Source organism: Sphingomonas donggukensis, assembly GCF_023674425.1.
Taxonomy (GTDB): domain Bacteria; phylum Pseudomonadota; class Alphaproteobacteria; order Sphingomonadales; family Sphingomonadaceae; genus Sphingomonas; species Sphingomonas donggukensis.
Genome location: NZ_CP098401.1, coordinates 2,568,754 through 2,581,556 on the forward strand (window position 1 = coordinate 2,568,754; position 12,803 = coordinate 2,581,556).

Genomic DNA, 12,803 nt, shown 5'->3' on the forward strand with positions numbered 1-12,803 from the left:
CCGGGATAGCGGATTGGCGAGGCGGCTCAATCCTACTTGAGCTTCACCGCGACGTAGAGGCCGCCGCGCTTGGCACGCTGGAAGTACAGCAGCACGGTATCGCGCTTGGCGGCGCGGGCCGCGCTCAATGCCGCGGCCAGTTCCGCAGGCGTCGTCACCGGGGTGCGATCGACCGAGGAGATCACGTCGGCGCGCTGCAGGCCCTTCTGCGCGGCGTCGCTCGACGGATCGACCTGCGCGATGATGACGCCGCGGACGGTGGCGTCGAAGCCCTGCGACCGCGCAATCTGCGGCGTCAGCGGCACGACCTGCACGCCAAGCGGGTTGGCGGCCGGCTGGGTCGGCTGGTTCTGGTCGGGCAGGCCGTCCTCGTCCTGACCGCCGCCGATCTGCGCCAGCTGCTCCTCGGACGGACGCGTGCCGACGGTCGCGGTCAGCGTCAGCGGCTTGCCGTCGCGGATCACCGACAGCGGCACGCGGCTGCCCGGCGCCTGGTTGGCGACGAGGTAGCTGAGCGTGGTGTCGGGCGTCACGTCCCGGCCACCGACCTTCACCACGACGTCGCCCTGCTTCAGCCCGGCCTTCTCGGCGGGGCCGGCAGCTTCGACGCGGCTGATCAGCTCACCGCGGTTCTTGGGCAGGCCCAGAGCGGAGGCAATGCCGTCGTCGAGCGACTGGATGCCGACGCCAAGGTAGCCGCGCGCGACGCTGCGACCCTTCATCAGCGTGTCGATGACGGGCTTGGCTTCCTCCGCGGGGATCGCAAAGCCGATGCCGACATTGCCGCCGGTGGGCGAGAAGATCTGCGAATTGATGCCGATGACGTTGCCGTTCAGGTCGAACATCGGCCCGCCCGAATTGCCCTGGTTGATCGAGGCATCGGTCTGGATGAAGCGATCGCCGGCGCCGCCGCCCGCGGTGATGCGGTGGACGGCGGACACGATGCCCGCGGTCACCGTCGAGCCCAGGCCGAACGGGTTGCCGATCGCGACCACCCAGTCGCCGACGCGCGTCGCCGCCGAATCGCCGAAGCGGACGAACGGCAGGTTGGCGCCGTCGATCTTCAGGAGTGCCAGGTCCGACGCGGGATCGCGTCCGATCAGCCGTGCCTTGAATTCGCGACGATCGGGCAGCGTGACCGTGATCGATTCGACCACCGCCGACCCGATACCGCGCTGGCCCGGACGCTCGCCGCCGCCCGCCGACACGACGTGGTTGTTAGTGACGACATAGCCGTCGGCGGAAATCAGGAAGCCCGACCCCAGCGACTGCGCCTCGCGCGTGACCGGAGCACCGCCCTGCGCGCCGCCCTGGCCCTGGCCGAAGCCGAACAGGTCGCCGAACGGCGTGCCCGCGAACGGATTCTGCTGCTGGTTCAGCGTCACGCGCTGCGTGGTCGAGATGTTGACGACCGCGGGCTGGAGCTTTGCGACCATGTCGGCGAAACTCATCGGCGCGCCGGCGCGCGGCGCGCTCGCGGTGATGGTGCCGGGTTCGTTCTGGGCGACCTGCGCGCCGGCGGGCGGCTGCAGCGCCATTGATGCGGCGGTGCCGCCGAGGAGGAGGGCGGCGGTAAGGGCGTAGGCGTAACGCACGGTCAGGTTTGTCCTCTCAAGCTGTCGCGGGGTTCGGCAGGGTCCTTATGCCGTCCCCCATGCTGAACGCTGACTGAAGATGAATGGTTCGACAGTTTCGTGGGGGCGTGCGCTACCGCCCCTGGAAATTGCGCAGATAGCCGTTCTGCGGGCTGAGGATGATCGACGTGCCGCCGCGACCCGCATCCGCGCCGCCATCGGCGCCGAAGGTGTAGCGATACGACTGCATCGACCGGTAGAAGTCGTAGAAGGACGGATCCTTTCCGAACGCGTCGGCATAGATGCGCGATGCGTTGGCATCGGCATCGGCGCGGACGATCTGCGCCGCCTTCTGCCCTTGCGCGCGAATGGTCAGCGCCTGCTGCTGGCGCGCGGTGCGCATGCGGTTCAGCGCCGATTCGAGCGGGGTGCCGTCGGGCAGGTCGGCATGCTTGATGCGCACATCGACGATCTGGACGCCGTACTGGCTGGCTAGGCGCTGCAGGCGGTTCTGGATGTTGTCCATCACCTCGCCGCGCTCGGGGCTCAGCAGCACCGCGAAGTCGCGCTTGCCGAGTTCGGCGCGCAGCGACGACGAGAACAGCGGCTGGAGCGCGGCGATCACGCCGTCCTCGGTCCGGGCGGTGATGACCATTTTCAGCGGATCGACGATGCGGAACCGCGCAAACGCATCGACCTGCAGGCGCAGCTGGTCGGTGGAGAGCACCTGCTGATTGTCGAGATCGACGTCCAGCACGCGCTTGTCGACCCACACGATCTTGTCGACGAACGGAATCTTGGCGATCAGCCCGGCGCCGGTGTTGCCGAACTGCTGCCCCGGGGCCCAGCCGTTGATCGGGCGACCGACCGGCTGCTCGAACCGCAGGATCACCGCCTGCCGCGTCTCCGGCACGATGGTGAAGGTGCTGGCCAGCACGATCAGCCCGGCGAGCGCCAGGATGCCCGCGGTCATCGGGTTGCGCCACGCGATCATTGTGCGCCTCCCGCGGCAGGCTGGGCCTGCTGCACCGCGGGCGGCGTCGTGCCCGACGGCTCGGGCAGCGTGCGCCGCGCCGCATCGGGCAGCGGCAGGTACGGCGTCACGCCCGGCGCCTCGACGATCGTCTTGTTCGATTTCGCCAGAACCTGCTCCATCGTCTCGTAATACATGCGGCGGCGCGTCACCTCGGGCGCGAGCTTGTACTGCTCGTACATCTTGTCGAACTGCGCCGATTCGCCCTGCGCGCGTGCCAGCACCTGCTGGGCATAGGCGCGGGCGTTGTTCAGGTCGGCCTGCGCCTGCTGCTGCGCCGCCGACACCGCCTTGAAATCGTCGTTCACCTGCGCCGGCGGATCGGCCTTGCTGATGGCGACGCCCTGGATGCGGACGCCCGAATTATAATCGTCGAGCAATTGCTGCAGCCGCTCCTGCACGCGCGCCTCGATCACTGTGCGCCCGACACCCAGCGCCTGGTCGAGCGTCACCGACGACACGACCTCGCGCATCGCGCTTTCGGCGGCGGCGCGGACGGTTTCCTTGGGCAGCTTGATCTGGAACACATAGTCCTGAAGGTTCGCGATGTTCCAGCGCACCGAATAGGCCAGGTCGACGATATTCTGGTCGCGGGTCAGCATCAGATTCTCGCCCGTGCCGCTGGCCGGGAAATTCTCCTCGCGGATGTTTTGCACATCCTCGACCGTCACCTGGTTGAACGGCGCGGGCAGGGTCGGGCGGATGCCCGGCTCCAGCGTGCCCGAATATTTGCCGAAGAAGGTGACGACGCCGCGTTCCTGCGGGCTGATCGAATGGAAGCTGGTGAAGACGACCCACAGCGCCACGATCAGCGCGATGCCGATCGCCCACAGCTTGCCCATGCCCGCCCCGCCGCCGGGAAAGCCCGAACCGCCGGTGAAATTGGGGCCGCCGCCACGCTTGGCGCGCTTCAGCAGCTCATCGAGCGTGCTCGACGTGCCGTGGCGCGGACGACCGCCCTCGGGCGGGAAGGCCCAGGGGTTGCGCGGGCCGTCGTTGCCCCCGCCACCGGAGCCGCCGCCGCTACCCGAGCCGCCGCTTCCCCCGCCGCCGGGTTTCCCGCCCCACGGGCTCTTCGGCGGTTCGTTGAAGACTGCGCCCGCGCGCGAGCGCCATCCGTCCATCCATCTCATGCGACCTTTATAGGTGTCTTACCGGCGAAAAACAGTGGCGAGCGCCGCCGATCCCCCTAAATCGCGCCGATGATCGACACCCTGCCCCCCGGCGCCACTGCGCGCGTGGCCGATGGCCGCGCCAGCATCATCCTCGACGTGACCGGCCTGACAGCGGCGGAGGCCGACGCGCGCGAGGCTGCGGCGCGCGCCGCGGCACTGGCGAGCGGCGTCAGCGAGGTCCGCGTCGCCCGCACCAGCCAGCGCGCGCAGAAGCGGCTGATCGCGATCGCCAGCGGCAAGGGCGGGGTGGGTAAGTCGACGCTGTCTGCCAATCTCGCGGTCGCGCTCACCCGCCGCGGGCGCAGGGCCGGGCTGGTCGATGCCGATATCTACGGCCCGTCGCAGCCGCGGCTGTTCGCGGTCGAGGACCAGAAACCCGCCGCGCGCGACAGCCGGATGATCCCGGTGATGACGCCCGCCGGCGTACCGATCCTGTCGATGGGGATGCTGGTGCCGCAGGACCAGGCGATAGCGTGGCGCGGGCCGATGGTCGCCAATGCGCTGGGCCAGATGATTGACGGACATTGGGACGGCGTCGATCCGATCCTGCTCGACCTGCCGCCCGGCACCGGCGACGTCCAGCTGACGATGGTGCAGAAATATCGGCCCGCCGGCGCCGTCATCGTCTCTACCCCGCAGGACCTGGCGCTGATCGACGCGCGCCGCGCGATCGACCTGTTCAACAAGGCGGGGGTGCCGATCGTCGGGCTGGTCGAGAACATGGCGGGCTACGCCTGCCCGCATTGCGGCGAAGTGTCCGATCCGTTCGGGTCGGGCGGGGCGGAAGCCGCGGCGCGGGAGCTCGGCATCGATTTCCTCGGGCGCGTGCCGCTCAGCATCGCGGTGCGCCTCGCCTCCGATGCCGGCACGCCGCCCGCCGCCGGGAACGGCGAGGGGGCCGCGGCGTTCGATGCGGTGGCGGGCCGGCTCGATGCGTGGCTGGCTGCGCACGGAGGATAGAGATGCCGCTGACCCGCGACGAGGATATCAAGGCGCTGCTGGAAGGCGCGCGCACCATCGCCGTCGTCGGCGCGTCAGACCGCCCGAACCGCCCGAGCTACGGCGTGATGAAGCATCTGCAGGACCACGGCTACCGTGTGATCCCGGTCAACCCGCAGATCACCGGCGAGCATGTCCACGGCGAATTCGTATTCCGCGAGCTGGCGCAACTGGGTGACCCGATCGACATCGTCGACATCTTCCGCCGCAGCGAAGCCGCCGGCGACGCGGTGGACGAGGCGATCGCGATCGGCGCGAAGGCGGTGTGGATGCAGCTGGGCGTCGTCAACGAAGCCGCCGCCGTCCGCGCCGAGGCGGCTGGGTTGCAGGTGGTGATGGATAGGTGCCCGGCGATCGACATTCCGCGGCTGGGGGTGGCTAGGGTGGAGCAGGACTAGCGGCGACCCCGCGGGGGTGCGGACCATCGCCTCCCCGATCCGTCACCCCAGCGAAGGCTGGGGTCTCAAGCCCGTCACACGATCCGCTCGAACAGATCGGCGCAGTCGGGATTGGCCTGCTCGATCAGCGCTATCTTCCACGCCCGACGCCAAGCCTTGACCTGTTTTTCGCGCGCGATTGCCTCCTCGATCGTGGCGAAACGCTCTGCAAAGACGAGGCGATGCAAGCCGTATTGCCGGCAAAAGGCCGAACCGCGGTCAGAGCGATGCTGGTCGATCCGTGCCGCGAGGTTTGCTGTGACCCCGGCGTACAACACACCGCCACGCCTATTCGTCATGATGTAGAGCCACCCGCCGCGCATGGGGCGATGATATGCGCCACCGCACGAGATGCCAGCCTTCGCTGGCATGACGGTGGAGAGTGCGCGATCGGCGTGGAAGCAGCCCTCAGATTGCCGTGATCCTCGATTATCGCGCGCCGCCCTCAGTCCCTCAGCAATTCGTTGATCCCGGTCTTGCTCCGCGTCTGCGCGTCCACCGTCTTCACGATCACCGCGCAATACAGCGCCGGGCCGTTCGGGTTGGTCGCCGACGGTGCGCTGCCCGACACGACTACCGAATAGGGCGGCACTTCGCCGCGATATTCCTTGCCGGACGCGCGGTCGATGATGCGGGTCGAGGCGCCGAGGTACACGCCCATCGACAGCACCGCGCCCTCGCCGACGCGCACGCCCTCCGCCACTTCGGCGCGTGCGCCGATGAAGGCGCCGTCGCCGATGATGACCGGATCGGCCTGCAGCGGCTCGAGCACGCCGCCGATGCCGGCCCCGCCCGAGATGTGCACGCCCGCACCGATCTGCGCACAGCTGCCGACGGTCGCCCAGGTATCGATCATCGTGCCTTCACCGACATACGCGCCGATGTTGACGAAGCTCGGCATCAGCACGCAGCCCTTGGCGACATAGGCGCCGCGGCGGACGACGGCGCCGGGCACCGCGCGGAACCCCGCCGTACGGAATGCCGCCTCGTCCCAGTCGGCGAATTTCAGCGGCACCTTGTCGAAGCCGATTCCGCCCTTGGCGCCCGCCATCACCGCATTGTCGTTCAGGCGGAACGACAGCAGCACCGCCTTCTTCAGCCACTGGTTGACGCGCCACGTGTCGCCGTCCGGCTCGGCGACCCGCAGCGTGCCGGCATCAAGCCCGGCGAGCGCGTCGTTCACCGCATCGCGAACCGCGCCCGTCGTCGCGGGGCTCAGCGTCGCGCGATCCTCCCAGGCGGTATCGATGGTCGATTGCAGGTCGGTCACACTGTGTCTCCCAATATCTCGGCGAGCCAGCCGGTCAGGTCGGCGGTCGTATAATCGATGAAGGCGTGCGCGCCATCCGGGCGCAGTACGGAGTTTTCCTGCTGCGATCCGTTGTCGATCCACAGCGTCGTCATGCCGATCACCTTGGCCGGCGCCAGGTTGCGCGCCATGTCGTCGGCGAACAGGCTGCGCGCCGGGTCGATGCCGTAGGCGGCGCAGAGCCCCGCATAGGCGGACGCGGCGGGCTTGGGCTGCAGCGCCATCGCGTGGATGTCGTGGACGCCCTCGAAACTGTCACCGAGGCCGAGCCGACCCAGCACGCGCTCGGCATAGGGCAGGTCGCCGTTGGTGAAGACCAGCTTGCGGCCGGGTAGCTTGGCGATCAGCGCGGCGAGGGGCGCATTCTCCTCCAGCACGTCCATCTCGACGTCGTGGACATAATCGAGGAAGTCGTGCGGATCGACGCCGTGCGCCGCCATCAGTCCGGCAAGCGTCGTGCCGTGTTCGAGGAAATATCCCTCGCGCAGCGCGGCGGCCTCGGGCTCGGCAAGGCCGGTCAGCCGCACGATATAATCGGTCATCCGCCGCTCGACCGGCGCGAACAGGTTCGCCGACGCCGGGTACAGCGTATTGTCCATGTCGAAGACCCAGGCGTCGATATGGGCAAGCGCGGCGAGCATGCGCGGGCGATTAGAGCGACGGCGGCGCAAAGGCGAAGGATTTGTTGGCGCCCGCAAACCAGCGCCACCCTCGCGAACGCCGCCGGGCTTCCTACATCCCCGGCCATGATCCCCTATTCCTTCCTCGATCTCGTCCCCGTCCTCGACGGCGGCACCGTGTCCCAGGCGCTCGCCGATGCCGCGACGCTCGCCGCGCATGCCGAGGCGTTGGGCTTCACCCGCTACTGGGTCGCCGAGCATCACGGCATGCCCGGCATCGCCAGCGCTGCCACGTCGGTCGTCATCGGGCACCTCGCCGCCGCGACCAGCCGGATGCGCGTCGGTGCGGGCGGCATCATGCTGCCCAACCATGCGCCGATGGTCATTGCCGAGCAGTTCGGGACACTCGACGCGCTGTATCCTGGGCGCATCGACCTGGGGCTGGGCCGCGCGCCGGGATCGGACCAGCGCGTCGCCCGCGCGCTGCGCCGGACGCTCGAAACCAGCGCCGATGCCTTCCCGCAGGACGTGCTGGAATTGCAGAGCCTGTTCGCCGACGACGGCCAGACCGGCATCCACGCGACGCCGGGCGGGGGCGCCGATGTCGCGCTGTGGATCCTGGGGTCGAGCACCTACGGTGCGCAGCTCGCGGCGATGCTCGGGCTACCGTACGCCTTCGCCTCGCATTTCGCGCCCGCCGCGCTCGATGCCGCGGCGATGATCTACAAGCGCGATTTCAGGCCCTCGAACGTGCTCGAAAAGCCGCATTTCATGCCTGCGTTCAACGTGATCGCCGCCGACACCGACGCGGAGGCCGAGGTGCTCGCGACGTCGCAGCAGCAGGCATTCGTCGCGATCCGCACGACCGGCACAGGCATCAAGCTGCCGCCGCCGCTGCCCGGCTACCGAGAGACGCTGCCCCCGCAGGCTGCGGCGATGCTCGACCAGGTGCTCGAATGCACCGCGATCGGATCGCCGGAGACGGTAGCGCGCGGCATCGCTGCGTTCATCGCGCGCACCGGCGCAGACGAGATCATTCTGACGAGTTCGATCTACGACCAGTCCGCCCGCCAGCGCAGCCTGACCATCGCGGCGGAGGTGATGCGGGCGCTCTAGCTCTCGGCGTCAAGTCCCGACGCTCGATGCCGCGCGGCAGGGGATGATCTTCTCGGGTGCGGGCCGCGCGCCGACCGGGCGAAAGAGCGCGATGTAGCCGCCCGCCGACGGCATATCCTGCTGGTCGATCCGCTCGTACCCGACCGCGGCGAATTCGCATTCGAGCAGCGCTGGCGGGGTGCCGTGGTTCTGCGTCGTGCGGTCGGCGTCGACCACCACGACCACGCCGCCCGCCTTCACCGACGGGCGCAGGTGCCACAGGAACGCATAGGGCTCGGCGATCTCGTGGTACATGTGGACCATCATCACCCGGTCGAAACTGTTGCCGGGCAGCTTCGGATCGTCGGGCTCGCCCAGCCGCACGCTCACGTTCTGCAACCGCTCGCGCGCGACGCGGCTGGCGAGCGCGTCGCGGACCTCGGGCACGATATCCTCGGCCAGCACCCGGCCCTTCGCGCCGACGCGCGCGGCCATGCGGATGGTATAATAGCCCTCGCCCGCACCGATATCGGCGATCGTCATGCCCGGCGCGATGCGCGCGCGGTTCATCACTTCCTCGGCCTCGTTCAGCCGGTCGCGGGCTTCCTCGGTCGACCAGCGCGACGATACGATCCGCGCGACCGGGCGGTCGGCGGCGGGGAATTCGGGCTCGTCCTGCGTGTTGGTCAGCTTCACCGGCGCGCCGCTGCACGCCGCGAGCGTCGTGGCGATAGCGACAGCAAACAGGCCGGCGCGACGGATCAATCGACGTCCTCCACCTCGACCGCCTCGCCGGTCACGCGCTGCGACAGCGCCGCGGCCATGAACGGATCGAGGTCGCCGTCGAGCACGTCGGACGGCGCGGTCGAGGTGACGCCGGTGCGCAGGTCCTTCACCAGCTGATACGGCTGGAGGACGTAGCTGCGGATCTGGTGGCCCCAGCCGATGTCGGTCTTGGCAGCGTTCTCCGCGTTCGCGGCCTGCTCGCGGATCTGCAACTCGCGCTCGTACAGCCGCGCGCGGAGCTGGTTGTAGGCCTCCGCCTTGTTCTTGTGCTGGCTGCGCTGGTTCTGGCACTGCACGACGATGCCGGTCGGCAGATGGGTGATGCGCACCGCCGAATCGGTGGTGTTGATGTGCTGCCCGCCGGCGCCCGATGCACGATAGGTGTCGATGCGCAGGTCGCCGTCGTTGACCTCGACCTCGATATTGTCGTCGATCACCGGATAGACCCACACGCTCGAAAAGCTGGTGTGGCGGCGCGCGGCGCTGTCATAGGGGCTGATACGGACCAGGCGGTGGACGCCGCTTTCGGTCTTGGCATAGCCGTAGGCGTTCTCGCCCTTCAGCAGCAGCGTCGCCGACTTGATCCCCGCCTGTTCGCCGGCGTGATAGTCGATCAGCTCGACCTTCATGCCGTGGCGCTCGGCCCAGCGGGTGTACATGCGTTGCAGCATGCCGGCCCAGTCCTGGCTTTCGGTGCCGCCGGCGCCCGAATTGATCTCGACATAGGTGTCGTTGGCGTCGGCCTCGCCGGCCAGCAGCGCCTTCACCTTGTCGGTATCGGCACGCTTGGCGAGCGCACCCAGGCTGGCGACCGCCTCGGCCTCCATCTCGGTGTCGCCTTCGGCCTCGGCCATCTCGATCAGTTCGACGGTGTCGCTGAGTTCGCTTTCGATCGCGCGGGTGGCGGTGATCGCTTCGTCCAGGCGGCGGCGCTCGCGCATCACCTCCTGCGCGGCCTTCGGATCGTTCCACAGCGCCTGATCCTCGACACGAGCGTTCAGCTCGTCGAGCCGCCTGAGCGCCTGGTCCCAATTGAGGAACCGGCGCAGCAGCGCGAGCGCGTCGTTGATCGTATCGACATGGGCCTGCGCTTCGGCGCGCATGGGGCAACTCCAGAATTGAATTGGGGCGGGGGCGTCCGCGACTCCAGGCGGCCTAGTAGATTCCGCCCTCTCGCTGCAAGAAATCGCTGTCGCGGGGGCGCTCGGTCGGGCGGGCGGCGCTGGTCGCGGTCGCCTTGGGCAGCGCATCCTCGGTCCCGCGGCGCGTCCGGCGCGGCTCGCTCGCCGGCTTGAACGCTTCCCAGATCACGCCCGCCTTGGGATCGCTGTCGGTCGGGAATGTGCCGAACACCGGGCGCCCGCTCGCGCGGTCGATGCGGACCATGCGGATGCCCGGCGGCGCGCGGAAGGGGAGAACGGGCAGATCCTTGAATGCCTTGACCGCGAACGACTTGAAGATCGGCGCGGCGAACGTGCCGCCCTGCACCGCGCCGCCCAGATTGCGCGGCGAATCGAACCCGATGTAGAGGCCGCCGACCATCTGCGGGGTGCCGCCGACGAACCACACGTCGGTCGGGCCGGTGGTGGTACCGGTCTTGCCCATGATCGGGCGGCCGAGATCGCGCAGCACGGTCGCGGTGCCGCGCTGGATCACGCCTTCGGTGATGTGGACCATCTGGTAGGCGGTCATCGCGTCGATCGCCTGGCGCCAGCGTTGGGTCGGACGCGGCATTGCCTGGCCGTCCCAGTCGCGCGCGTTGCAGCGGTCGCACGCGCGCCAGTTCGCCGGCCAGATCACTTTCCCGCGGCGATCCTGGACATAGTCGATCAGCGTGGGGCTCATCTGGCGCCCGTGGTTGACCAGCATCGCGTACGCGTTGACCATCCGCGAAACCGTCGTCTCGCCCGCGCCCAGCGCATAGGAGAGGTAGGGCGGCAGCTTTGTGGACGAGACACCCAGCCGCTGGATATAGTCGACGACGTTCGGCATCCCGACGGTGGCGGCGGTCCGGACCGTCATCAGGTTGCGCGACTGTTCGATGCCCCAGCGCATCGTGTGCGGGCCGGCTGCGCGCATGTTGCCGAAGTTGCGGAAGCATTTGTTGCCGAGCCGCGCGCCCTGATAGACGCAGAACGGCCCATCGACGACGATCGACGCCGGCGTCATGCCGGTGCCGAGCGCGGCGGAATAGACGATCGGCTTGATGGTCGATCCCGGCTGGCGCATCGCCTGCGTCGCGCGGTTGAAGCTGCCGAGCCGGCTGTCGAACCCGCCCTGCATGGCGAGCACACGCCCAGTGCTGGGTTCCTCGACCACGAACGCGCCCGACACCCGCGGGATGCTGCGCAGCGCATAGCTGTTGCCGTTTTCCGCAACCGCCAGGATGTCGCCGACCTTCAGCGCGGGGAAGGCGGTGCCGCCGACGCCGCGCACCGGCATCTGCGCGGCATAGCGCGGCAGCGGCCCGGTGGTGCCATCGGCAAATCCCAGCGTCGCGGTATCGCCGTCCTTGGCGATGACGATGCCGGCGCGCCAGTTCGAATAATCGAGGCCGATGTTGGTATCGAGCAGCGGCTGCAACCAGCGGTCGGGCGTGATATCGTCGAGGTGCCGGATCGGCCCCGACCAGCCGCGCCCGCCGTCGTAGCGCAGCAGCCCTTCGCGCAAGGCATCCTGCGCATAGCCCTGCAGCCGCGGATCGAACGATGTCCGCACCCACAGCCCGCCCGAATAGACGCTGTACGGCCCCGCCTTGTCGGTTTCGCCGAAGCGGTCGAGCAGCTGGCGGCGCACTTCCTCGACGAAATAGCCGGCGTTGCGCTCCATCTTGGGCGCGCGCCGCGCTACGGTGCCGAGCGGCTGGGTGATCGCGCCCTGATATTGCGCCTGGGTGATGAAATCGTTGCGCAGCATTTCGCTCAGCACGAAATTGCGGCGCTTGATCGCGCGGTCGTAGTTGCGCTCGGGGCTGTAGTTCGACGGCCCCTTGGGCAGGATCGCGATATAGGCGAGCTGCGCCAGCGACAGTTCGTCGAGCTCCTTGTCGAAATAGGCGTGGGACGCGGCCTCGACGCCCGCGGCATTCCGGCCCAGCTCGATCTGGTTGAGGTACAGCTCCAAGATCTGCTGCTTGGTCAGCGCATCCTCGATCTTGTAGGCGAGCACCGCCTCGCGCGCCTTGCGGATATAGCTGACCTGATTGCCCACGAGCAGGTTCTTCGCGACCTGCTGCGTGATCGTCGACGCGCCGACCGGGCGCTTGTCGCTCTTCAGGTTGATGAGGATGGCCGACGCGATGCCCGGATAGTCGACGCCGTGATGCTCGAAGAAGGTGCGATCCTCGGCGGCCAGAAACGCCTTCACCAGCAGCGGCGGGTACTCGGGGTAACTCAGCTCGACGCGGCGCAGCCGGGCATAGCTGTGGATCGGCGTGCCGTCGCCGCCGCGGACGTTCGTCGGCAGCGGCGGCTCGTAGGCGCGCAGCTTGTCGACCGAGGGCAGGTCGCGCGACACGAGGATCCACAGGATCAGGATGCCGCCGAGGCCGATCGCGGCAAGATAGGCGACGATCCGCACCCAGCGCCTCTGCCAGGCGCGGGCGAATCGACCCGGTTCGCTGCGGGGCTCGCGCTGCAGGCGCAGCCGCAGGTCAGGCGTGTCGGTTTCTGGCATCGCGCGGGCGTTCTAGCGGGGCGCGGGCGGTGGGGGAAGGTGCGACGGCGAAGCGGTGCGATTGGGGGGGGCGGGGGAAGGGAAAACGGTTCAGAGAAGG

At 68.8% G+C, this 12,803-nt stretch carries 12 protein-coding genes; 3 read left to right on the plus strand and 9 right to left on the minus strand.

The window, feature by feature from the left end:
* Positions 1-32: 32 nt before the first annotated feature.
* From M9980_RS12615 to hflK, 3 genes are all read right to left on the minus strand, one after another.
* A complete protein-coding gene (locus M9980_RS12615; protein ID WP_250751483.1) occupies positions 33-1,595 on the minus strand; it encodes a Do family serine endopeptidase in 1,563 nt (520 codons plus the stop codon).
* Between the two features lie 112 nt (positions 1,596-1,707).
* On the minus strand, positions 1,708-2,568 hold the full coding sequence (gene hflC, locus M9980_RS12620) for a protease modulator HflC (RefSeq protein ID WP_250751486.1): 861 nt from the start codon (positions 2,566-2,568) through the stop codon (positions 1,708-1,710).
* Positions 2,565-3,740 (minus strand): protease modulator HflK, encoded by a 1,176-nt coding sequence (gene hflK / locus M9980_RS12625; protein ID WP_422921368.1) that lies wholly within the window; start codon positions 3,738-3,740, stop codon positions 2,565-2,567. The genes hflC and hflK overlap by 4 nt, the downstream gene beginning before the upstream one ends.
* 69 nt (positions 3,741-3,809) lie before the next feature.
* Here hflK and M9980_RS12630 point away from each other — a divergent pair, with 69 nt between their 5' ends.
* Together M9980_RS12630 and M9980_RS12635 are read left to right on the plus strand one after the other, a co-directional pair.
* Positions 3,810-4,742, plus strand: a complete 933-nt coding sequence (locus M9980_RS12630) for an Mrp/NBP35 family ATP-binding protein (RefSeq protein WP_250751492.1) — start codon at positions 3,810-3,812, stop codon at positions 4,740-4,742.
* Between the two features lie 2 nt (positions 4,743-4,744).
* Complete coding sequence (locus M9980_RS12635; protein ID WP_250751495.1) at positions 4,745-5,179, plus strand: CoA-binding protein; 435 nt, start codon at positions 4,745-4,747, stop codon at positions 5,177-5,179.
* 74 nt (positions 5,180-5,253) lie between these two features.
* On the opposite strand, the gene M9980_RS12640 is transcribed toward M9980_RS12635, so the two are convergent.
* The 3 genes from M9980_RS12640 to M9980_RS12650 form a co-directional block, all read right to left on the minus strand.
* Entirely contained in the window at positions 5,254-5,589 is a 336-nt protein-coding gene (locus M9980_RS12640) for a GIY-YIG nuclease family protein (RefSeq protein WP_250751498.1), read from the minus strand.
* A gap of 74 nt (positions 5,590-5,663) precedes the next feature.
* A complete protein-coding gene (dapD, locus tag M9980_RS12645) occupies positions 5,664-6,488 on the minus strand; it encodes a 2,3,4,5-tetrahydropyridine-2,6-dicarboxylate N-succinyltransferase (protein ID WP_250751501.1) in 825 nt (274 codons plus the stop codon).
* Complete coding sequence (locus M9980_RS12650) at positions 6,485-7,168, minus strand: pyrimidine 5'-nucleotidase (protein WP_250751502.1); 684 nt, start codon at positions 7,166-7,168, stop codon at positions 6,485-6,487. The genes dapD and M9980_RS12650 overlap by 4 nt, the downstream gene beginning before the upstream one ends.
* Before the next feature lie 105 nt (positions 7,169-7,273).
* Here M9980_RS12650 and M9980_RS12655 point away from each other — a divergent pair, with 105 nt between their 5' ends.
* On the plus strand, positions 7,274-8,263 hold the full coding sequence (locus M9980_RS12655) for an LLM class flavin-dependent oxidoreductase (RefSeq protein WP_250751503.1): 990 nt from the start codon (positions 7,274-7,276) through the stop codon (positions 8,261-8,263).
* A 9-nt stretch (positions 8,264-8,272) separates the two neighbouring features.
* Here the strand turns inward: M9980_RS12655 and M9980_RS12660 are convergent, their stop codons facing one another.
* From M9980_RS12660 to M9980_RS12670, 3 genes are read right to left on the minus strand one after another with little or no spacing between them, the layout of a single operon-like run.
* Positions 8,273-9,007: a class I SAM-dependent methyltransferase gene (locus M9980_RS12660; protein WP_250751504.1), complete on the minus strand. Its 735-nt coding sequence runs from the start codon at positions 9,005-9,007 to the stop codon at positions 8,273-8,275.
* Complete coding sequence (prfB, locus tag M9980_RS12665) at positions 9,004-10,131, minus strand: peptide chain release factor 2 (protein ID WP_250751505.1); 1,128 nt, start codon at positions 10,129-10,131, stop codon at positions 9,004-9,006. The genes M9980_RS12660 and prfB overlap by 4 nt, the downstream gene beginning before the upstream one ends.
* 52 nt (positions 10,132-10,183) lie before the next feature.
* Positions 10,184-12,703 (minus strand): penicillin-binding protein 1A, encoded by a 2,520-nt coding sequence (locus tag M9980_RS12670; protein ID WP_250751506.1) that lies wholly within the window; start codon positions 12,701-12,703, stop codon positions 10,184-10,186.
* Positions 12,704-12,803: the final 100 nt, after the last annotated feature.